Below are 20,401 nucleotides of genomic sequence, written 5' to 3' on the forward strand. Positions count from 1 at the left end.
TTACTCGCTCGCCGGCTTGATCAGGATGGGATCGCCGAAGAAGGTGCCCAGCCCGCTCAACTCGAACGCCTCGATCACCGCCGGGCTGTGGTTGGTCAGGCGCAGGTCGCAGTTCATGCGCGCCGCTTCCTGCTTGGCCAGGATCAGCAGTTGAAGGCCGGCGCAGTCCAGCTCGTCGACGGCGCCGAGGTCGAGCTCCACTTCCACATCGCTGGCCAGCGCCTGCGTCAGCAGCTGCATGTGCTCGGTGGCGCTGTAAATGGTCAGGCCGCCTTCCAGTGGCAGGATGCGGTAGAGATTCTCCGCCGGCGCGTCGGTCATGGCAGGATCAGCTTGGAAACGGCGGTGAGCATCTGCGCCGGCTGGAAGGGTTTGACCACCCAGGCCTTGGCGCCCGCAGCGCGGCCTTCTTCTTTCTTGGCTTCGCCGGCTTCGGTGGTCAGCATGATCACCGGGGTGAACTTGTAGGCGGGCATCTGCTTGACGTTCTTGACGAAGGTGATGCCGTCCATATTGGGCATGTTCACGTCACTGATGATCAGGTGCACCTTGCGGCCGTCGAGTTTGCTCAGCGCATCCTTGCCGTCGCAGCCTTCGATGACCTGATAACCGGCCCCCTTGAGCGTAATGCTGACGACCTGGCGGATGGAGGCGGAGTCGTCGACGATGAGTACGGTCTTGCTCATGGGAAACCTCAAAAAAACGTGATGTCGGAGTCGTTGCTTTTGGCGCTGCTTTTTTCACCCCGATGAATCTGGTGCTGCTCGGGGGTGGTGTAGGTCTGAGACAGCTCGGCTAGCCAGCGGTCGGCGTCCAGCGCGGGAGGCGCGAGATTCTGCTGGCGCTGCGCGCTGCGGTTCTGGATGTGGGCGTGCAGCTTGTCCTGGTCGGCGGCGATATGGCCGAGTGTCTGGCTGATGCGGTCCTGGAACTGCAGCGAGACCAGCACTTCGGAGATGTCCTGGGCGACCGATTCGCTCTGCGTGCGCATGGTTTCGTTGTGTTGAACGATGTCGCTGGCGTTTTGCTTGAAGCGACTGATCACCCCGGCGATTACTTCGCTGGCCTTGTTCAGGGTGGCGGTGTCGGTCTTGGTGTACTCCTGGGAAATGTCCAGGGTCTTGTGGATCGCATCGTTGACGATCACCACGGTCTCGCCGATGCGCTGGCCGGTATCTCCGGACATCGAGGACAGCTTGCGCACTTCATCTGCGACCACCGCGAAGCCGCGGCCACTCTCGCCAGCGCGGGCGGCTTCGATGGCGGCATTGAGGGCCAGCAGGTTGGTCTGCTTGGCGATGTTGGCCACATCCTGGGCCATGTCCTGCAGCTGGTCGGTGAAGCTGGAGAGTTGGGTGATCTCCTTGAGCAGCGACTCCTTGCTGGCCAGGGCGTCGCGCAGGGCGACGATGATCATGTCCAGCTCGTATTCGCTGCTCGACAGCAGCGCCACCAGACGCTTGCCGGCGTCGCGCTCGGTGCTGCCACCCAGGCTGCTCTGGATCCGCGTGGCCAATTGGGCGAAGCGCTCGCTCAGGGAGCTGATGGATTCTTCGGTATGGCTGCGGGCGTTCTCGATTTGTTGCGACCACAGCGGCAGCACCTGCTCGCACAGCTGTTCGACGCTTTCGTCCTGATTAGGCTGTGGCTCGTGGCTGTGCAGCTGCTCCGAGGATATCGAACCAGCGCTGCGGCGGCGCAGGGCAAAAACGACGACGGCGCTGGCGACCAGCAGAATGGCCAGGGCCGGCAAGGTGCCGAGCACGTGTTGGCCAACCAGAATCACAGCGGCGGTGCCTGCAATGACGATCAATAGGGGGGCTAGCAGAGGGGTGGAAAGGTCACGCATGTGAGGCTCCGTGGCGGACTGGGCGCAGACTCCACGGAACCGGCAAGGGGTGGGCTGGGCTCCAGCGCAGTGACCAAGCATTCCTTTGGATATCGGCAGCATGCATCAAGCATCTTCTTGGGGTGCATCGGTGTTGACTGATATTTATCTGGGTTTAGGCGCCGTAAAGACCTAGGGATTTCCTTAGGCTGTATCGGAATTCATTTGGTTAGAAGCAAAACGAATCAGGTCTGCATTCGTTGCAAAGCGCATCTTTTCCATCAGATTTATCTTATGGGTGCTGACTGTCTTGTTACTGATCGTCAATTGTTTGGCTATGTGATTAACGCTCAAGCCGGCCGCCAGTAGGCGCATGATCTGGAACTCTCGGTTGGTCAAACTGTCCAGTCCGCTCCTGTTGGCAGGCTTCAAGCTGCTCAAGGCAATCGGCTCGACCAGTTCTGGATCGATGAAACGATTGCCGGTACTCACTTTTCTGACTGCATCCACCAACACTTCCGGAGACTGGCCTTTGGTGAGATAGCCCGCCGCGCCGCTGCGCAGCGCGCGCAGGGCCAGTTGGGGATCGTGGTGCATGCTCAACACCAGTATGGGAGTCTTGGGGTATTGATGGCTGATGCGGGTGATCAGTGCTTCGCCGCTGAGGCCCGGCATGCTGAAGTCGAGCAGGAGCAGATCTGCCAGGGTACTGCGCAGCTTTTCCAGCGCCTGGGCGCCATCGGCAGCCTCCGCGACGACGCGGATGTCATCGTAGAATTCGAACAGACGCTTGAGGCCGGCGCGCATCAGCGCATGGTCGTCGGCGATCAGCAGCTTGATCATCAGAAAATCCTTAAAAACGCTGTGTAGCGCATGGGGCTGAAAAGTCTTGTCGGCTCGCCGCGTCGCTGGTGGTGCGCGGGCTTGTCGGTTGCGGCGGCAGATGAATGTCACGGGGGAGCGCGCTGATTCGTTGTAAGTCGTCGAACAGGCGAAGCGAGGTTGTTTTCAGGCCGCCTTGCGCACGGCTGACAGGGCTGCCGAACTGCGAAGCCATCAAGCTTTTGAAACGCAAGCAAGAGGTACGCTTGCGCTGCCGGTCGCGGACTGTCGTGTGGTTTTTTGCGCTGCGCCTGCGGTGGCGCAGGATGTCCGCTGCCGCGTTATCTGACGCGGGTTTCGGATGGCGCAGGTGGGAGAGTGTCGTCGCGTGTTTCACCTGAACTCTTCTCGCTTCCTATGCGGCGGTTGAACGGCGTGCTCTGGGCCTGCGCAGAATCTGCCGCTTTCTTAAGCGTAGACCCTGCAACCAGTGACGCCTGACGCGACTGCGTTGACGCCGCTGAAACAGACAGCAAGCGTCATGCCTATATGTCGGCAGCTGATGTCAGAACTGCAATACGCGCGAGTGGGATTTTTCGAGGCAGGGGAATCGACCCATTGTTCGGGCGATCGGTAGCGGCGAGGTGCGGGATCACGACACTGCGCCTAGGGGCGCATCAGCTGAGCGGGCCTGGGGTCACCAGGTACCGCTCTGCTGGAGTGGGCCTGCCGCGAGGCGTGGCAGGCGCCGCCGTCAGCTATTGGGCAGCAGGCGGCAGGTCAGGCTCTTGATGTAACGGGTTTCGGCGATGGCTGGGTGCACCGGGTGATCCGGGCCCTGGGCGCCGCGCTCGAGCAGCTGGATGTTGCGGTCCAAGTGGCGTGCGCTGGTCAGCAGGATGTTCTGCAGGTTGTCCTCGTCCAGATGCATGGAGCAGCTGGCGCTGACCAGAATGCCGTCCTTGTTGAGCAGGCGCATGGCGGTTTCGTTGAGGCGGCGATAGGCGGCCTCGCCGTTCTTGATGTCCTTCTTGCGCTTGATGAAGGCGGGTGGGTCGGCGATCACCACGTCGAAGCGCTCTTCGGCCGCCTTCAGTTCACGCAGGGCGGCGAATACGTCGCCTTCCACGCAGGTGACCTTCTCGGCGAAACCGTTGAGCGTGGCGTTGCGCTCCACGCCGTCAAGGGCAAAGGCCGAGGCATCCACGCAGAACACTTCGCTGGCGCCGAAGGCCGCAGCCTGCACGCCCCAGCCGCCGATGTAGCTGAACAGGTCGAGCACGCGCTTGCCCTTGACGTAGGGCGCCAGGCGCGCGCGGTTCATGCGGTGGTCATAGAACCAGCCGGTCTTCTGGCCTTCGATCACCGGCGCCTCGAACTTCACGCCGTTCTCTTCCAGGGCGACCCACTCCGGCACCATGCCGAAGGCGGTATCGACATAGCGCTCCAGACCTTCGGCATCACGGGCGGCGGAATCGTTCTTGAGCAGGATGCCGCTGGGCTTGAGCACCTGGATCAGGGCAGCGAGCACGTCGTCCTTGTTGCGCTCCATGGTGGCCGAGGCCAATTGCACGACCAGAATGTCGAAGAAACGGTCGACCACCAGGCCCGGCAGCAGGTCGGAATCGCCGTACACCAGGCGGTAGCAGGGCTGGTCGAACAGCCGCTCGCGCAGGCTCAGGGCGACGTTGAGACGGTGTACCAGCAGGGACTTGTCGAGCACATGCTTGACGTCACGCGACAGCAGGCGCGCGCAGATCAGGTTGTTGGGGCTCAGGGCAACGATGCCCAGGGGTTTGCCGCCGGCAGCTTCGAGGATCGCCTGGTCACCGGCTTCGAAGGCATTGAGCGGCGTGACGGCAACGTCGATCTCGTTGCTGTAGACCCACAGGTGGCCGGCGCGCAGGCGTCGGTCGGCATTGGCTTTCAGGCGCAGGCTAGGCAGGGACATGGTGGGCTCCGTCGCAAAAAACGCGCATTCTAAACGAGGAGCCCGGTAGCTGCTTGCCGCAGTTGCAACGCGTGGACGCGCGGCTGCATCACCGCGGCGTTCACGGCCGCGGCTCAGGCGGCGAGCGCGGCGATCAGCTTCTCGTTGAAGGCAGGCAGGTCGTCCGGCGTGCGACTGCTGATCAGCTTGCCGTCGACCACCACTTCCTTGTCCACCCAATTGGCCCCAGCGTTCTTCAGGTCGTCGGTCAGCGAAGGGTAGCTGGTCAGGGTCTTGCCCTTGAGCAGATCGGCACTGGCGAGAATCCAGGCGCCATGGCAGATCACCGCGATCGGCTTGTTAGCCTTGGCGGCGTCCTTGACCAATTCCACTGCCATCTCGTCGAGGCGGATGGTGTCGGCGTTGACTACGCCGCCGGGCAGCACGATGGCATCGTAATCGTCGATCTTCGCGGTATCGAAGGTCTTGTCGACGGTGAACGCATCGGCTGGCGTGGTGTGGTTCCAGCCAGTGACCTTGCCGGATTTGCTGGACAGGATCTCAGCGGTGGCACCAAGTTCTTCGAGTGCCTGTTTGGGGCCGGTCAGTTCGACCTGCTCGAAACCGTCGGTAACCAGCAGAGCGATACGTTTGCCTGTCAGGGACTTGCTCATCGAAAACACCTCTCTGAAATGTGCTGAGTGAGCAATATTCGGGGATGTGTCGGGCTGCTTAGTTCAGGTCAGGCGACGACCTGCAGTTTTGTTCTGTAACCGCTGACGCAAAAGTCGCCACGCTCAGGGTAGACTGAGTACTCCATCATCTTCACTTCGCCGCCTCCATGGACAAAGAACTTTCGGCCGAGCAGATACAAGCGTTTCTGCAAGGCATCAGCGTGCCGCCACAACCGCAGATCATGGTCGATCTGCAGTTCGAGCAGTACATGCCCAACCCGGACCTGAAGGCCATTGCGCGGCTGATCAGCCAGGATCCGGGGCTGTCCGGCGCCTTGCTGAAAATCGTCAACTCGCCGTATTTCGGCTTGGCCAACCGCATCGGTTCCATTCAGCATGCGGTCAATCTGCTGGGTAGCCGCTCGGTCATCAACATGGTCAACGCCCTGTCGATCCGTGGCGAGATGACCGATGAGACCATCGTCACCCTCAACCGCTTCTGGGATACCGCCCAGGACGTGGCCATGACCAGCCTGACCCTGGCCAAACGTATCGGTTACGAGTCCGTGGACGAGGCCTACACCCTCGGCCTGTTCCACAACTGCGGTATTCCGCTGATGCTCAAGCGCTTTCCGGATTACATGAGCGTGCTCGAGGAGTCCTACGCCAGCGCCAGTGCCGAGCGGCGCGTGGTCGACACCGAGAACCGCCTGCTCAATACCAACCACGCGGTGGTCGGCTACTACACCGCCAAGTCGTGGAACCTGCCGCTGCACCTGTGCCAGGCCATCGCCAACCACCACAACGTGCTGGCCATCTTCGCCGAAGACAACGACAACGATGCCCAACTCAAGAACCTGCTGGCGATCCTCAAGATGGCCGAGCACATCTGCCGCAGCTATCAGGTGCTGGGTAACCAGGATGAGGATCACGAGTGGCAGAGCATCGAGGCGCTGATCCTCGATTACGTGGGGCTCTCTGGCTATGACTTCGAGAACCTGCGTGAGAGCATCCGCGACCTGGGCGCTGCCTGAGGCGCCGTCCCTGAATCCGTTTCGAGGCCGTCATGCCTGAATTGCCTGAAGTCGAAACCACGCGCCGTGGTATCGCCCCCCATCTGATCGGCCAGCGCGTCAGCCGGGTTATTGTTCGTGAACGGCGCCTGCGCTGGCCGATCCCCGAAGACCTCGACGTGCGCCTTTCCGGTCAGCGCATCGAAACCGTGGATCGACGTGCCAAGTACCTGCTGATCAAGGCCGAGGTCGGCACGTTGATCAGTCATCTGGGCATGTCGGGTAACCTGCGCCTGGTCGAGGCCGGGCTGCCGGCGGCCAAGCACGAACATGTGGATATCGAGCTGGAATCCGGCCTGGCGCTGCGCTACACCGACCCGCGCCGCTTCGGCGCGCTGCTGTGGAGCGAGCTGCCGCTGGAACACGAGCTGCTGGTGCGCCTGGGGCCTGAACCGCTGACCGAGCTGTTCGATGGCGAGCGTCTGTATCAGCTGTCGCGCGGCAAGGCGGTGGCGGTCAAACCGTTCATCATGGACAACGCGGTGGTAGTCGGCGTGGGCAACATCTACGCCACCGAGGCGCTGTTCGCCGCTGGCATCGACCCGCGCCGCGCGGCTGGTACGGTGTCGCGGGCGCGCTACGTGCGCCTGGCTCAGGAGATCAAGCGCGTGCTGGCCCACGCCATCGAGCGCGGTGGCACCACCCTGCGCGATTTCATCGGCGGCGACGGCCAGCCCGGTTACTTCCAGCAGGAGTTGTACGCCTACGGTCGCGGCGGTGAATTCTGCAAGGTGTGCGGCAATACCCTGCGCGAGGTGAAGCTGGGCCAGCGGGCCAGCGTTTATTGCCCGAAGTGCCAGCGTTGAGTCGCTTTGTCCGATAACGTGACCACTTGTTCAGCGATTGACGGCCATCACGCGACAATTGCCGGCGCGCTGTTATAGTTACCGGCATCGTCCCGTATACTTTTGAAGGATCGCCCCATGAAACTGTTTCGCTCTTGCGCTGCTGTTCTGGCGCTGACTGCTGCCTCGCTGGCGCACACCGCCCATGCGCAAGAAGTGCAGCAGAACGCCAGCGGTGACCCGCTCTACACCGTCAATGCCCCGGATGGTTTCGCCATGATCGGCGACCTGCTGATCGCTCGCCCGCTGCTGATCGGCGCCACTGCCATCGGCGCGGCCGCTTTCGTCGTCGCCTTGCCGTTCTCGGCCATGGGCGGTGGCATCGGTGCTACTGGCCGTGCGCTGGTGGTCGAGCCGGGCAAGGCGGCTTTCGTACGCTGCCTGGGTTGCACCGGTGACGGTTACAACCAGCGCCAGTGATCGCGGATTTCTTGCAATAAAAAGCCCCTCATAGAGGGGCTTTTTATTGCCTGACATCTTTCAGCGCATGGTCTGCACCGCGCTGCTGCCGATACCGCGCGGATCGCTGGCGGCTTCGACCTGGCCGCTGGCCTTGTTCCAGCGCAGCACCTGCCCGTTGCCGTACTCGCGCTCGACATTCTTGAGCTGATAGCCACGTGCCTGCAGCTCGGCGGCCTGGGCAGCGCTGAAGGCCTGTGGCTCGTGCTCGATGACGTCCGGCAGGTACTGATGGTGGTAGCGCGGCACGGCTGGCCAACTGGCGATGGGCTGACCGTCCAAGTACTGCAGGATCGACAGCAGCACCATGCTGGGAATGCGGCTGCCGCCCGGTGTGCCGAAACTGGTGAAGTCGCTCGGGCTGTCGATGAAGGTCGGGCTCATGCTCGACAGCGGGCGTTTGCCGGCGGCGATGGCATTGGCCTGGCTGCCGGCGAGGCCATAGGCGTTGGCGCCGGCAAGGTCGGCGGCAAAATCGTCCATCTCGTCATTGAGTACCACGCCCGTGCCCGGCACCGTGAAGGCCGCACCGAACGGTAGATTGATCGACAGGGTGGCACTCACCGCGTTGCCATCGGCGTCCAGCACGGTGAAGTGAGTGGTGTGGTCGCCTTCCTTCCAGGGCTTGGCTGGCGGCAGCTCGCTGCTCGGCGTAGCGTGCTGCAGATCGATGCTGGCACTCAGGCTTTTCAGGTAGTCCGGGTTGAGCAGGGCGGCTGCGGGATTGTCGACGAAGGCCGGGTCGCCCAGTTGGCCGCGGTCGCGGTAGGCGCGGCGCAGGGTTTCCACCACCAGATGGGTGCGCTGCACCGGCTCGGCCTCGCGCCAGGGCAGCTGCTGCAGCATCAGCAGGCTTTGCGCCAGTGCCACACCGCCGGCCGAGGGTGGCGGCGCGCTGATCAACTCGCGGCCTTCGGCCAGCGGTACGCGAATCGGCTGGCGATTCACGGTGCGATAGTCGGCCAGATCCTGCAGCGTCCAGATACCGCCCGCAGCGCGCACCCCGGCGACCAGACGCTCGGCCACGGGGCCGGAGTAGAAGCCGTCGCGGCCGTGATTGGCCAGCTTCAACAGGGTGTCGGCCAACTCCGGCTGGCGCAGCAGCGCGCCTTCAGCGGGCACCTCGCCACCGCTCAGGAACAGCCGCGCGGTCTCCGCATCGTCACGCATCGCGGCTAGGCGCATGGTGGCGCGGTCGCGGTACACGCGGTCGACCGGGAAACCTTCGCGGGCCAGGCGGATGGCCGGCGCCAGGCTGTCGCTCAAGGGCAGTTTGCCGTGATGCTCGGCCAACTCGACCAGCGCGGCGGGTAGGCCAGGAATGGCGGCGGCCAGCGCACCATCGCGGGACAGCGCCGCCTGTACCTGGCCATCGCGGCGATAGAGATCGGCGTGGGCAGCACCAGGTGCTCGTTCGCGGGCATCGAGAAAGTCGTAGCGAGCATCGGCGCTGCGCAGCAGGAAGAAACCACCGCCGCCCAGGCCCGAACCGTAGGGCTCCACTACGGCCAGGGCCGCGCTGATGGCCACCGCCGCGTCGAAGGCATTGCCGCCGAGGGCCAGGGTTTCCTTGCCAGCGACTGTGGCGGCGGGGTGGGCGGTGGCGATGGCACTGCTGCCAGGGCGCTCGGCGGCCTGCAGGCCGAGGCTGAGCAGCAGGAGCAGCGCGCCGGACAGGGCGCGCAGGGAATGGAAGCCGCGAAGGGAGCGGCGCACCCTCAGGCCTTGCCGGTAAGGGCTTTGTACTTGGCCATCAACTGCTCCTTGCTCTCGACGTTGTTCTCGTCGAGGGGAATGCAGTCTACCGGGCAGACCTGCTGGCACTGCGGCTCGTCGTAGTGGCCGACGCATTCGGTGCACAGGTTGGGATCGATCACGTAGATCTCCTCGCCCTGGGAAATCGCCGCGTTCGGGCACTCAGGTTCGCAGACGTCGCAGTTGATGCAATCGTCGGTAATGATCAGGGACATGAAAGGCAAGCTCCCGCCGGGCCAAGGGCCGCGACACATTCAAACGGATGGCCGCGATTGTGCCGCATTGTGGCCGCCAGCGCACGCCCGTGCGCCATATGGCGCGCAGACATGCCAGTGTTGCGGATCAGCGGTTCTTGAAGCGTTCGGTCAGGGCTTCGGCGACGGCGGGGTGCACGAACTTGCTGATATCGCCGCCCAGGTTGGCGATCTCGCGCACCAGGGTGGAAGAAATGAAGGAATACTTTTCCGACGGCGTGAGGAACAGGCTTTCCAGGTCCGGCGCCAGTTGGCGGTTCATGTTGGCCAGCTGGAATTCGTACTCGAAATCCGACACCGCGCGCAGGCCGCGCAGTAGCACGTTGGCGCCCTGTTCCTTGGCGAACGAGGCGAGCAGCGTGGAAAAGCCGATCACTTCGACGTTGGGCAGGTGCTTGGTGACTTCCCGGGCCAGCTCTACACGCTGCTCAAGGGAGAACAGCGGGTTCTTCTTTGGGCTGGCAGCGACCGCGATGACCACGCTGTCGAACAGGCGCGCGGCGCGCTCGACCAGATCGCCATGCCCCTTGGTAATGGGGTCGAAGGTGCCTGGGTATAACACTCGATTCATCGTGACGTCCTGGCAGGCGCGTTAGGGAGTCGGATGGTAGCGCAGCAAACCGGCACGGGCCAAGTCGCGGCCCGGCGAGCGGTGGCGGTTGTGGGCGTTAATCGCGCTGCCGCTCAGCGGATGAACAGCTTGTAGACCAGCTTCTGCAAGGCTTTGCCGTAGGGCGGATAGATCAGCCGCGCGAGGTTGAGGCGCTGCTTGATCAGCACGCCCTTGGCCTTGCTGAAGGTCAGAAAACCCTCGTGGCCGTGATAATGGCCCATGCCCGAAGCACCGATGCCGCCGAAGGGCATGTCGTCCTGTGCCACGTGCATCAGGGTGTCGTTCAGGCACACACCGCCGGAGTGGCTGTGGTGCAGCACGTGCTGCTGTTCGCCGCGGTCGTAGCCAAAATAGTAGATAGCCAGCGGACGCGGGCGCGCAGCGATATAGGCCAGGGCGTCGTCGAGGCGGTCATAAGGCACCACGGGCAGCAGCGGTCCGAAGATTTCGTCCTGCATCACCAGCATGCTGTCGTCGACGTTCAGCAGCAGGGTCTGCGGCATGCGCCGCTCCGTTGCTTCAGCGGTAAGAGCGATCACCTCGGCACCCTTGTGGCGGGCGTCGTCCAGATAGCCTTGAAGGCGCTGCTGCTGGCGCGTGTTGATGATGCTGGTGTAGTCCGGATTGCCCTCGATCTGTGGATAAAAGCGCTGCATCACACGGTGGTAGGCATCGACGAAGCCGTTGACCCGCTGGCGCGGTACCAGCACGTAGTCCGGGGCTACACAGGTCTGACCGGCGTTCAGGGTCTTGCCAAAGGCGATACGTTCGGCGGCGTGTTCCAGCGGCACGTCCGCCGAGATGATGGCCGGGGATTTTCCGCCAAGCTCCAGGGTCACCGGTGTCAGGTTGTCGGCCGCGGCACGCATCACATGGCGGCCGATGCTGGTGGCGCCGGTGAACAACAGGTGATCGAACGGCAGCTTGGCGAAGGCCATGCCGATCTCGGCCTTGCCCAGCGCTACGCTCACCAGGTCCTCGGGGAAGATGCTGGCCAGCAGTTCCTTGAGGTGTTGCGAGGTCTGTGGCGTGGCTTCGCTGAGTTTGAGCATCACCCGGTTGCCGGCGGCCAGTGCGCCGACCAGCGGGGCGATGGCGAGGAACAGTGGGTAGTTCCACGGCACGATGATGCCGACCACGCCCAGCGGCTGATAAATCACTTGTGCCGAGGCGGGCATGAATGCCAGGCCCACATGGCGCCGCGATGCTTTCATCCAGCGGCGCAGGCGTTTGCGCGTATAGCGGATGCCCTGCACGGTGGGCAGCATCTCGGCGAGCAGGGTTTCATCGGCGCTGCGATTGCCGAAGTCCTCGCTGATGCAGCGGATCAGCGCGTCCTGATCGGCGAGCAGGCGTGCCTTGAGGCTGTCGAGCCAGGCGATGCGCTGGTCGGCCGACGGCATGGGGTTGGCCATGAAGGCCTCGCGTTGGGCCTGGAAACACTGCTGCAACTCGGCAATAGCCTGCTCGACCGGGCCGGAAAGGGTGACCATGCCGGTGTCCTTTTCCACTCACTGGAGCTGCTGTGTACCACGTTCGATGGCCTGTAGCCATTGGGCACGCGGCGTTCCAAGTGGTAGCCGCTGTTCGAAGTGGTAGATCCGCTCAGGCCGTGGCAGTCCCTATACGTAGATGCAGGATGAGCGCGGCCAGCAGACACGCCAGGGCGATCCAGTCGGCAATCACCACGCGCCGCAAAGCCTCGTTGTAAGCGGGCTCGCTCCAGGCCAACAGGAGAAAGGACAACACGCTGCCCAGGCCACCGATCAGAGCAATGCTGCGCAGGCCGGGCAGGAAGGCCGCGGCCACCAGTAATGCGCCGAGCAGGCCGAAGAGCACGGCGCGATGACGCATGAGGATATGTAGGTTGGGTTCGTCGAAATTCAGACCGTAGAGTGCGTTCAGTCGCTCACCACCGAGTACTCCGGCTAGCGGGAGCAGGTGGATGATGCCAACGACCAGCAGCAGAAAACCGATCAGCTTGCTCATCTCCAATGCTCCACTAAGGCTCCAGGCGATTCGGCCCGGCGGGATTCGATAATCATCGGGGTCTTCCTCAAGCTCCAGCGGGCAGCACGAGAATGGCGCAGCTGGAGTTCTAGGATAAGCATCGCAATGCGTCAACAGGCTACGACGCAGCCGCTTGTGATTACCGCCGATCAGGCATGCCGCAGATGGGTTGGGCTCAGGTCTTCAGGCTTGCCAGCCACGCCGGGATACGTCTTTCCAGGTAATAGCCGGGCCGGCTCGGAGAGCCGTCGACGAAGCCGACATGGCCGCCCTTGGCGTGCAGCTCGAAACGGATGCAATCGGCCAGCTCATTGGCTTCGGGCAGGCTGTGCGGATAGACGAACGGGTCGTCGCTGGACTGGATCATCAGCGTCGGCGTCTGGATACGGCCCAGGAAATAGCGGCTCGAGGCGCGTCGGTAATAGTCGTCGGCATTCTCGAAGCCGTGCAGCGGCGCGGTGATGCGGCCGTCGAAATCCCAGAAGGTACGCATGCCGTCCAGCGGGCCGAGCTTTTCCAGGATCGACAGCCGATCGGCCTGGCCCTGGTGGGCGAACAGGCGCTGCTTATCCTTCACGTAGGCGACCATGGCGCGCATGAAATGCGCCTGGTAGACCCGCGAAAAGCCAACGCCGATACGGTCGGCGCACTGGTCCAGGCGAAACGGCACCGACACCGCGGCTGCGCCTTGCAGGCCGCTGGCGGCGCCAGTTTCCCCCAGGTACTTGAGCAGCACGTTGCCGCCCAGCGAATAGCCCACGGCATACAGCGGCGCCAGGGGATGCTTGGCCTGCAGATGGCGGATGGTTTCGGCCAGGTCTTCGCTGGCGCCGGAGTGATAGCCGCGTGGCAGCAGGTTGGGCTCGCCCGAGCAGCCGCGCCAGTTGAGCGCCACGCTGGCCCAGCCCTGGGTCGCCAGTTGGCGTTGCAGGCCGAGCACGTAGTGGGAGCCGGAGGAGCCGGTCAGGCCGTGCAGCACCAGCACCAGAGGCGCGTGGGCTTCATGGGGGCCGTGCCAGTCGAGGTCGAGAAAGTCGCCGTCTTCCAGCCACAGGCGTTCACGTTGGCGTTCCAGTTCCGGCGGGCGGCGGCACAGCGAGCCCCACAGGGTTTGCAGGTGCGGCCCGGGCAGCCACCAGGCGGGCTGGAAGCTGCTCGTCATCGGCATGCGCTCGCCCATCTTCAGGCCGCCGTCGGCACTTACGCCGAACGGCGCTCCCATAGTGCGTAATGCACCTGGCCAGCCTTCTGCTCACGGTGCAGGCGCCAGTTTCCGGGCATGCCGAGGCTCGATGGCACCTGCTCGCTCTCGGTGTAGACCCAGGCATCGTCGGCCAGCCAACCCCGTTCTTCCAGCAGCGTGCAGGCGGGCAGCAGCAGATCCTGGCTGAAGGGCGGGTCGAGGAACACCAGGTCGAACGGTGTGGCCGGCTGGCTCTGCAGGTAGGCGAGGGCATCGCTCTGCAGCACCTGGCCGTTGTCGCAGCGCAGGGTGGCCAGGTGGCCGCGCAGGCTGGTCACTGCCGCCGGGTTGAGGTCCAACGCCAGGGCGCTGCCGGCACCGCGTGACAGCGCTTCGAGAAACAGCGCGCCGCTGCCGGCGAACGGGTCGAGCACCCGGGCAGCTTCCACGTAGGGCGCCAGCCAGTTGAACAGGGTCTCGCGCACGCGGTTGGGCGTGGGGCGCAGGCCGTGAGCCATGGGGAAAGCGAACTGGCGGCTGCGCCATTGCCCGGCAATGATGCGCAGTTGCCCGTCGCCACCGTGGGCGACGGGTGCTTTGCCGGTGGTCGGTCGTCTGGCCATCAGTGCTCCGGTACGGCAGCGGGCATCTCTGCCGGCTTGTCGGTGGGCGGCGGCAGCTCTTTCTGCTCGACCTTCGGTCCGGCGGTGACGATCACCAGTGCTTCGGGGTCGAGATGCTTGGCCATGGCGGTCTTCACCTGCTCGACGCTGAGCGCCTGCACCTGGGCCATGAAATCTTCCAGGTAGGTGAGCGGCAGGTCGTAGAAACCGATGGCACCGAGCTGGCCGACGATGGCCGCGTTGCTGGCGGTGGACAGCGGGAAGCTGCCGGCCATCTCGCGCTTGGCGGCGTCCAGTTCTTCCTGGGTCGGGCCGGCCGCGATGAAGTCGCGCAGCAGATCCTTGACCAGCTGCAGGGTGCCGTCGCTGAGCTCGGCGCGTGTCTGCAGGGTGATCATGAACGGGCCGCGGGCCTGCATGGCGGTGAAGCCGGAGTACACGCCGTAGGTCAGGCCGCGCTTCTCGCGCACTTCGGTCATCAGCCGGGTACCGAAACCGCCGCCGCCGAACACCTGGTTGCCCAGGTAAAGGGCAGCATAGTCAGGGTCCTCACGGGTGATACCCAGCTGGGCGATCAGCAGGTGAGTCTGGTTGGAAGGGAAGTCGATATGGGTCAGGCCTGGCTTGGGCGCCTCGGGCTCCACGGTCTTGGTCAGGGCCGGGCCTTTGGGCAGCGATGCGGAAACCTCGGCTGCGATGGCTTCGGCTTCCTCGCGAGACAGGTCACCGACCAGGGCAATCACCGCGTTGCCGGCGGCATAGGCCTTGGCGTGGAAGGCCTGCAGCTGTGCGCGGCTGATGTCGGGCACCGACTGCGCTGTGCCTTCGCTCGGGTGTCCGTACGGATGCTTGCCATACAGGCGCTCGAACAGCTCCAGGCTGGCCAGCTTACCGGGGTTCTGCTTCTGGAATTCGAAGCCGGCGAGAATCTGGTTCTTGATGCGCGCCAGCGAGTCGGCCGGGAAGGTCGGTTTGCCGATCACCTGCTCGAACAGCTTCAGGGCCGGCTCGCGCTGCTCGGCGGTGCTGAGGCTGCGCAGGCTGGTGACCGCCATGTCGCGGTAGGCACCATTGCCGAACTCGGCGCCCAGGCTCTCGAAGCCGGCGGCGATGGCGCCGACGTCCTTGCCGGGCACGCCTTCGTTGAGCATGGCGTTGGTCAGCAGCGCCAGGCCGGGCACGTCGCCGTCCTGGCTGCTGCCGCCGGCGTAGGTCAGGCGCAGGTCGAACATCGGCAACTCGCGGGCTTCGACGAACAGCACCTTGGCGCCTTCGGCGGTCTTCCAGCTCTGGATATCCAGTTTGCGGCGCTCGGGCTCCTTGCCGTCCAGCTCGGCCAGTGACTGCAGTTTGCTGTCGTCGGCTTGTGCGGCTTGTGCGGCTTGTGCGGACTGGGCAGTGGGCTCGGCAGCGTCCGGTGCGCGTTTGACGGTGAAGGCCAGGGCCGCCAGCAGGGCGATCAGGAACAGCCCCAGCAGGGCGTAGCGCGGGCCGTTGCGCTTACTCATCGCGCTTCTCCTCGGGCAGAACGTGGGCGACGCTGAGGCGATCGCGGGTGAAGTAGGTCTTGGCGGCGTTCTGGATGTCGGCCGGGGTCACGGCCTCCAGCTCGGCGAGTTCCTGGTCGATCAGCTTCCAGGACAGGCCGACGGTCTCCAGCTGGCCGATGGCGGTGGCCTGGCTGCTGATCGAATCGCGGTCGTAAACCAGTTCGGCGATCAGCTGGGCGCGTACGCGGGCCAGTTCCTCGGCCGACGGCGCTTTGTGCTGCAGGTCCTCAAGCTCGCGCCAGATGCCGGCCTCGGTTTGCTCCAGAGTCTTGCCGGTCTGCACGTTGGGCGTCGCGGAGATCGTGAACAGGCTGTCGCCGCGTGTGTAGCCGTTATACCAGGCGCTGGCGCCGGACACCAATTCCTCGCCGCGCTCCAGGCGGCTGGCCAGGCGCGCGCTGTAGCCGCCGTCGAGCAGGGCGGCGATCAGGCGCAGGGCGTGCACATCACGCGGGTTCCTGGCGGTGGCCAGGCCCGGCACGTTGAAGCCCATCATCAGGGTGGGCAGCTGGGTCTTCAGATGCAGGGTGATCTGCCGCTCGCCGGGCTCGGCCAGCTCCAGGGGAATCTTCGCGGCCGGCACTTCACGCTTGGGGATCGTGCCGAAGTAGCGCTGGGCCAGGGCTTTGACGCCATCGGCGGTTACGTCGCCGACCACCACCAGGGTGGCGTTGTTGGGCACGTACCAGGTTTCGTACCAGTGACGCAGCTCCTGCACGCTCATGCGGTCCAGGTCGGCCATCCAGCCGATGGTCGGGATGCTGTAGCCGCTGGCCGGGTAGGCCATGGCCTTGAAGCGCTCGTAAGCCAAGCCCGAAGGTTTGTCGTCGGTGCGTAGGCGGCGCTCTTCCTTGATCACCTCGATCTCCCGGGCGAACTCTTCCGGCGGCAGGCGCAGGCTGGCCAGGCGGTCGGCCTCCAGCTCGAAGGCCACGCCCAAGCGGTCGGCGGCCAGCACCTGGTAATAGGCGGTGTAGTCGTCGCTGGTGAACGCGTTCTCTTCAGCGCCCAGGTCACGCAGCACCCGCGAGGCTTCGCCGGGGCCGAGCTTGCGGCTGCCCTTGAACATCATGTGTTCCAGGGCGTGGGACAGGCCGGTCTGGCCGGCGGTCTCGTAGCTGGAGCCGACCTTGTACCAGATCTGCGAGACCACCACGGGGGCACGGTGGTCTTCGCGGACGATGACCTTGAGGCCGTTGTCGAGGGTGAATTCATGGGTCGGTTGCAGTGCCGCGGCGTGCGCGCCGAATGGCAGGGCGCAGACGGCCAGTAGCAGGCCGGCGAGATGGCGGGCAAGTGAAGTGGACAAACCTCTCTCCTCGTTGAACCACGCCGGGCGTGGGATTGCGGTCGGGTGTGAGCGCGGTGCAGCGTCGCCGAGGCAGGCCGTCAGAGCGGTCGCGTGGCTTAGCCGTGGTGGCTGCGGAGGTGCTAGGATACGCATCCGTTTTAACGGCGACCACGTCTGGCAATGGCAGTTTGCAATTAATCAGCTGCCCAACTGCAAGCCCTCAGCCCCTCGTGCCCAGGCGCCATGGCGTTCGCCCCAGTGAGATAGCCGTCCTCCATGTTTGGTTCAAAAGACGACAACAAGACTCCGGCCCCCGAACAGGGCGCCGAGAAAGCCGAGAAGCGTGGCCTGTTCGGCTGGCTGCGTAAGAAGCCAGCCGAGCCCACTCCCGCCGTTCCGGAGCCCCAGGCCGATGCGCCTGAGGTAGCGGCGCAGAGCCAGCCAGAGCTGTCACCACAAGCGCAGCCGGCTGAGACCCCTCAGGTTTTGCAGAGCGCTACCGTCGATGGCGACCCGGTCAGCCGTGACCCGGTCGAGGCGCCTGCGCTCAGCGAACCGGCCGTCACCGCCGAGCCCGTGGTGGACGACGCCACCCGCCATGGCCCTGAAGCCTTGCCTGAGCCGGTTGCCGAACAGCCGGCGGCGCAGCCTGAGCATTCGCCTGAGCTGGCCTCCGGCAGCGACGTGCAGCATGCCGTGCCTGCCACGCCAGCCGCGGTGCTGACCGCCCCGGCCGAAGTGGTCGCCGAGCCAGTGGTCGAGCAGAACAAACCGTCTGACAACAAGGGTGGCTGGTTCGCCCGCCTACGCCAGGGCCTGTCCAAGACCAGCGCCAGTATCGGCGAAGGCATGGCCAGCCTGTTCCTTGGCAAGAAGACCATCGACGACGACCTGCTCGACGAGATCGAGACCCGTCTGCTCACTGCCGACGTGGGCGTTGAAGCCACCACGGTGATCATCGGCAGCCTGACCCAGAAGGTCGCGCGCAAGCAGCTGACCGACAGCGACGCGCTGTTCAAGGCGCTGCAGGAAGAGCTGGCCGCCATGCTGCGCCCGGTCGAGCAGCCGCTGAAGATCGACAGCGCCAAGCGCCCCTACGTGATTCTGGTGGTCGGCGTGAATGGTGCCGGCAAGACCACCACCATCGGCAAGCTGGCCAAGAAGCTGCAGGGCGAGGGCAAGAAGGTCATGCTCGCCGCTGGCGACACCTTCCGCGCCGCCGCCGTTGAACAGCTGCAGGTGTGGGGTGAGCGCAACAAGATCCCGGTGATCGCCCAGCACACCGGCGCCGATTCGGCCTCGGTGATCTTTGATGCCGTGCAGGCCGCCAAGGCCCGTGGCATGGACGTACTGATCGCCGATACCGCCGGCCGCCTGCACACCAAGGACAACCTGATGGAGGAGCTCAAGAAGGTTCGCCGGGTGATCGGCAAGCTCGACGACAGCGCGCCTCACGAAGTGCTGCTGGTGCTGGATGCCGGCACCGGCCAGAACGCCATCAACCAGGCCAAACAATTCAACCAGACGGTGAACTTGACCGGCCTGGCCCTGACCAAGCTGGATGGTACGGCCAAGGGCGGCGTGATCTTCGCCCTGGCCAAGCAGTTCGGCCTGCCGATTCGCTATATCGGCGTGGGTGAGGGGATCGATGATTTGCGCACCTTCGAGGCCGAACCCTTCGTTCAGGCGCTTTTCCAGCAGCGGGAGCAGTGATGATCCGATTCGAGCAGGTCGGCAAGCGTTACCCCAACGGTCATGTCGGGTTGCATGAGTTGAGTTTCCGCGTGCGGCGCGGCGAGTTCCTGTTCGTCACCGGCCACTCCGGCGCCGGCAAGAGCACCCTGCTGCGCCTGCTACTGGCCATGGAGCGCCCGACCTCGGGCAAGCTGCTGCTGGCCGGGCAGGACCTGGGGCAGATCAGCAACGCGCAGATTCCCTTCCTGCGCCGGCAGATCGGCGTGGTGTTCCAGAACCACCAACTGCTGTTCGACCGTAGCGTGTATGACAACGTGGCCCTGCCGCTGCAGATCCTCGGTCTGTCCAAGAGCGATATCGGCCGCCGCGTCGGTTCGGCGCTGGAACGGGTTTCCCTGAGCGACAAGGCCGAGCTGTACCCCGGGGACCTGTCCACCGGCCAGCAACAGCGCGTCGGCATCGCCCGCGCCATCGTCCATCGTCCGGCCCTGCTGCTGGCCGATGAACCCACCGGTAACCTCGACCCGCGTCTGGCGGCGGAAATCATGGGCGTATTCGAAGACATCAACCGCCTCGGCACTAGCGTGCTGATCGCCAGTCACGACCTGGCGTTGATCGCGCGCATGCGCCACCGCATGCTCACCCTGCAACGTGGCCGCCTGATCGGCGACGGGGAGGCGGGCGAATGAGCGCTTCCCGCATCCCGCCACCGCAGCCGTCCCAACGCGTCGGCGCAGCACCCAAAAACGCCGAGCCTCAGGGCCCGGACAACGAACCGGATTTTCGCACCCTGACCCGCGCCTGGCTGGAAAGCCACCGCGCCAGTCTGGTCGATAGCCTGCGTCGTCTCGGCAAGCAGCCGATCGGCAGCTTCTTCACCTGCCTGGTGATGGCCGTGGCCCTGAGCCTGCCCATGGGCCTTTCGCTGCTGCTCAACAACGTCGAGCGTCTTGGCGGTACCTGGGAGCGTGCTGCGCAGATCTCGGTGTTCCTCAAGATCGATACCAGCGATAGCCAGGGCCAGGCCCTGCGCGAAGAAATTGCGGGCATGGACGACGTCGCCGAGGCCGAATGGGTCAGTCGTGAACAGGCGCTGGAGGAATTCCAGCAGCAATCCGGCCTCGGTCAGGCGCTCAAGGAGCTGCCGGACAACCCGTTGCCGGGCGCGGTGCTGGTGACACCGAAGGAAGTCGACAAGGCTACGCTGGAGGCACTGCGTCAGCGCCTGGCCGAGTTGCCCCACGTGCAGCAGGCGCAGCTCGATCTGTTATGGGTCGAGCGCCTGAGTGCCATCCTGTCTCTGGGCGACCGATTCGTATTCGGCTTGACCGTGCTGCTGGTCATGGCGCTGCTGCTGGTGATCGGTAACACCATTCGCCTGCATATCGAGAATCGCCGCACCGAGATCGAGGTGATCAAGCTGGTCGGTGGCACCGATAGCTACGTGCGCCGTCCGTTCCTTTATATGGGCGCGCTCTATGGGCTGGGCGCAGGTGTGCTGTCCTGGCTGGTGCTGGCCTTTGGGCTGAACTGGTTGAACGATGCCGTGGTGCGCCTGTCGGGATTGTATGGCAGTGATTTCGCCCTGGCCGGCGTGCCCGCTGGCGACGGCTTCTCCCTATTGCTGGGAGCGGTGCTGTTGGGGTATATCGGTGCGTGGCTGGCGGTGGCGCGACATCTCCGTGAATTGGCGCCCCGCTGAGGCGCTAGTTTGACGCTTCGCTAACACATTGATTTGGTTGATATTGACTATTGACCGGGGAACCAGGATGGTGGCTTCCGGTCATATTGCGCAG

At 64.4% G+C, this 20,401-nt stretch carries 22 protein-coding genes; 6 read left to right on the forward strand and 16 right to left on the reverse strand.

What is annotated here, in order from left to right:
- The 7 genes from BM279_RS20015 to BM279_RS20040 all read right to left on the reverse strand — a co-directional run bounded on the left by BM279_RS20015 (window position 1) and on the right by BM279_RS20040 (window position 5,254).
- Window positions 1-321: an STAS domain-containing protein gene (locus BM279_RS20015; protein WP_027903167.1), complete on the reverse strand. Its 321-nt coding sequence runs from the start codon at window positions 319-321 to the stop codon at window positions 1-3.
- The gene (locus tag BM279_RS20020; RefSeq protein WP_093506688.1) at window positions 318-686 is read right to left on the reverse strand and encodes a response regulator; all 369 of its coding nucleotides are present in this window, start codon (window positions 684-686) and stop codon (window positions 318-320) included. Before BM279_RS20020 ends, BM279_RS20015 begins: the two co-directional genes overlap by 4 nt.
- A gap of 8 nt (window positions 687-694) precedes the next feature.
- The gene (locus tag BM279_RS20025; protein ID WP_093506689.1) at window positions 695-1,849 is read right to left on the reverse strand and encodes a methyl-accepting chemotaxis protein; all 1,155 of its coding nucleotides are present in this window, start codon (window positions 1,847-1,849) and stop codon (window positions 695-697) included.
- A gap of 183 nt (window positions 1,850-2,032) precedes the next feature.
- Window positions 2,033-2,671 (reverse strand): response regulator, encoded by a 639-nt coding sequence (locus BM279_RS20030; protein ID WP_093506691.1) that lies wholly within the window; start codon window positions 2,669-2,671, stop codon window positions 2,033-2,035.
- Between the two features lie 10 nt (window positions 2,672-2,681).
- Entirely contained in the window at window positions 2,682-3,047 is a 366-nt protein-coding gene (locus tag BM279_RS23265) for a hypothetical protein (protein WP_143103628.1), read from the reverse strand.
- 357 nt (window positions 3,048-3,404) lie between these two features.
- Window positions 3,405-4,601, reverse strand: coding sequence for a class I SAM-dependent rRNA methyltransferase (locus tag BM279_RS20035; RefSeq protein WP_093506693.1), 1,197 nt, complete (start codon window positions 4,599-4,601; stop codon window positions 3,405-3,407).
- Window positions 4,602-4,714: 113 nt separating this feature from the next.
- On the reverse strand, window positions 4,715-5,254 hold the full coding sequence (locus BM279_RS20040; protein WP_093506695.1) for a type 1 glutamine amidotransferase domain-containing protein: 540 nt from the start codon (window positions 5,252-5,254) through the stop codon (window positions 4,715-4,717).
- A gap of 167 nt (window positions 5,255-5,421) precedes the next feature.
- Here BM279_RS20040 and BM279_RS20045 point away from each other — a divergent pair, with 167 nt between their 5' ends.
- The 3 genes from BM279_RS20045 (at window position 5,422) to BM279_RS20055 (ending at window position 7,592) form a co-directional block, all read left to right on the forward strand.
- Window positions 5,422-6,288 carry an HDOD domain-containing protein gene (locus BM279_RS20045; protein ID WP_093506697.1) on the forward strand — a complete coding sequence of 289 codons (867 nt, stop codon included), beginning with the start codon at window positions 5,422-5,424 and terminating at the stop codon, window positions 6,286-6,288.
- Window positions 6,289-6,320: 32 nt separating this feature from the next.
- Window positions 6,321-7,133 (forward strand): bifunctional DNA-formamidopyrimidine glycosylase/DNA-(apurinic or apyrimidinic site) lyase, encoded by an 813-nt coding sequence (gene mutM / locus BM279_RS20050; RefSeq protein ID WP_093506699.1) that lies wholly within the window; start codon window positions 6,321-6,323, stop codon window positions 7,131-7,133.
- A gap of 117 nt (window positions 7,134-7,250) precedes the next feature.
- Window positions 7,251-7,592 (forward strand): hypothetical protein, encoded by a 342-nt coding sequence (locus BM279_RS20055; RefSeq protein ID WP_013789296.1) that lies wholly within the window; start codon window positions 7,251-7,253, stop codon window positions 7,590-7,592.
- Window positions 7,593-7,652: 60 nt separating this feature from the next.
- Here the strand turns inward: BM279_RS20055 and ggt are convergent, their stop codons facing one another.
- The 9 genes from ggt to BM279_RS20100 form a co-directional block, all read right to left on the reverse strand.
- A complete protein-coding gene (ggt, locus tag BM279_RS20060; RefSeq protein WP_093506701.1) occupies window positions 7,653-9,347 on the reverse strand; it encodes a gamma-glutamyltransferase in 1,695 nt (564 codons plus the stop codon).
- 2 nt (window positions 9,348-9,349) lie between these two features.
- The gene (locus BM279_RS20065) at window positions 9,350-9,601 is read right to left on the reverse strand and encodes a YfhL family 4Fe-4S dicluster ferredoxin (protein WP_013789298.1); all 252 of its coding nucleotides are present in this window, start codon (window positions 9,599-9,601) and stop codon (window positions 9,350-9,352) included.
- 127 nt (window positions 9,602-9,728) lie between these two features.
- The gene (gene coaD, locus BM279_RS20070; protein WP_093506703.1) at window positions 9,729-10,211 is read right to left on the reverse strand and encodes a pantetheine-phosphate adenylyltransferase; all 483 of its coding nucleotides are present in this window, start codon (window positions 10,209-10,211) and stop codon (window positions 9,729-9,731) included.
- A gap of 113 nt (window positions 10,212-10,324) precedes the next feature.
- Window positions 10,325-11,746: a coniferyl aldehyde dehydrogenase gene (locus BM279_RS20075; protein ID WP_093506705.1), complete on the reverse strand. Its 1,422-nt coding sequence runs from the start codon at window positions 11,744-11,746 to the stop codon at window positions 10,325-10,327.
- Window positions 11,747-11,858: 112 nt separating this feature from the next.
- The gene (locus tag BM279_RS20080; protein WP_093506707.1) at window positions 11,859-12,242 is read right to left on the reverse strand and encodes a phosphopantetheine adenylyltransferase; all 384 of its coding nucleotides are present in this window, start codon (window positions 12,240-12,242) and stop codon (window positions 11,859-11,861) included.
- A gap of 196 nt (window positions 12,243-12,438) precedes the next feature.
- On the reverse strand, window positions 12,439-13,425 hold the full coding sequence (locus BM279_RS20085) for a hydrolase (RefSeq protein ID WP_093506782.1): 987 nt from the start codon (window positions 13,423-13,425) through the stop codon (window positions 12,439-12,441).
- Window positions 13,426-13,463: 38 nt separating this feature from the next.
- Window positions 13,464-14,069: a 16S rRNA (guanine(966)-N(2))-methyltransferase RsmD gene (gene rsmD / locus BM279_RS20090; RefSeq protein ID WP_093506709.1), complete on the reverse strand. Its 606-nt coding sequence runs from the start codon at window positions 14,067-14,069 to the stop codon at window positions 13,464-13,466.
- Window positions 14,069-15,577, reverse strand: coding sequence for a M16 family metallopeptidase (locus BM279_RS20095; protein WP_093506711.1), 1,509 nt, complete (start codon window positions 15,575-15,577; stop codon window positions 14,069-14,071). The genes rsmD and BM279_RS20095 overlap by 1 nt, the downstream gene beginning before the upstream one ends.
- The gene (locus tag BM279_RS20100) at window positions 15,570-16,928 is read right to left on the reverse strand and encodes a M16 family metallopeptidase (RefSeq protein WP_093506713.1); all 1,359 of its coding nucleotides are present in this window, start codon (window positions 16,926-16,928) and stop codon (window positions 15,570-15,572) included. The genes BM279_RS20095 and BM279_RS20100 overlap by 8 nt, the downstream gene beginning before the upstream one ends.
- 258 nt (window positions 16,929-17,186) lie before the next feature.
- On the opposite strand from BM279_RS20100, the gene ftsY reads away from it, so the two are divergent.
- Genes ftsY through ftsX form a run of 3 tightly spaced genes read left to right on the forward strand, consistent with a single transcriptional unit; the run spans window position 17,187 to window position 20,307 of the window.
- The gene (gene ftsY, locus BM279_RS20105; RefSeq protein ID WP_093506715.1) at window positions 17,187-18,623 is read left to right on the forward strand and encodes a signal recognition particle-docking protein FtsY; all 1,437 of its coding nucleotides are present in this window, start codon (window positions 17,187-17,189) and stop codon (window positions 18,621-18,623) included.
- Entirely contained in the window at window positions 18,623-19,294 is a 672-nt protein-coding gene (gene ftsE, locus BM279_RS20110; protein WP_093506717.1) for a cell division ATP-binding protein FtsE, read from the forward strand. Before ftsY ends, ftsE begins: the two co-directional genes overlap by 1 nt.
- The gene (gene ftsX, locus BM279_RS20115; protein ID WP_093506719.1) at window positions 19,291-20,307 is read left to right on the forward strand and encodes a permease-like cell division protein FtsX; all 1,017 of its coding nucleotides are present in this window, start codon (window positions 19,291-19,293) and stop codon (window positions 20,305-20,307) included. Before ftsE ends, ftsX begins: the two co-directional genes overlap by 4 nt.
- The last annotated feature ends 94 nt before the right edge of the window (window positions 20,308-20,401 follow it).

The organism is Phytopseudomonas straminea, from assembly GCF_900112645.1.
Taxonomy (GTDB): domain Bacteria; phylum Pseudomonadota; class Gammaproteobacteria; order Pseudomonadales; family Pseudomonadaceae; genus Aquipseudomonas; species Aquipseudomonas straminea.